General features: G+C 58.8%; 1 protein-coding gene. It reads left to right on the top strand.

Features of this window, described 5'->3' with window-relative positions:
* Window positions 1-182 (top strand): 30S ribosomal protein S9 (gene rpsI, locus AAEY78_RS15135; protein ID WP_352340343.1); only part of this gene is annotated, 182 nt, incomplete at its 5' end.
* Window positions 183-233: the final 51 nt, after the last annotated feature.

The raw sequence follows: 233 nt of genomic DNA, 5'->3' as shown, positions 1-233 counted from the left end.
CCTCGGGCCAGGCGGGAGCCCTTCGTCTCGGTATCGCGCGTGCGCTCAACCAGATCGACGAAGAGAACAACCGCGCAACGCTCAAGGCAGACGGATTACTCTACCGAGACGCTCGAGTCAAGGAGCGTAAGAAGGCTGGACTCAAGAAGGCACGTAAGGCACCTCAGTTCTCGAAGCGCTAATCGCGCCTCGGTTCTGGACTGCTTGTCATGTCTCGCCTGTTTGGTACTGAC

The organism is Psychrobacter sp. 16-MNA-CIBAN-0192 (genome assembly GCF_040309565.1).
GTDB lineage: Bacteria > Pseudomonadota > Gammaproteobacteria > Pseudomonadales > Moraxellaceae > Psychrobacter.
This window is presented reverse-complemented; position numbering and strand designations above follow the sequence as displayed.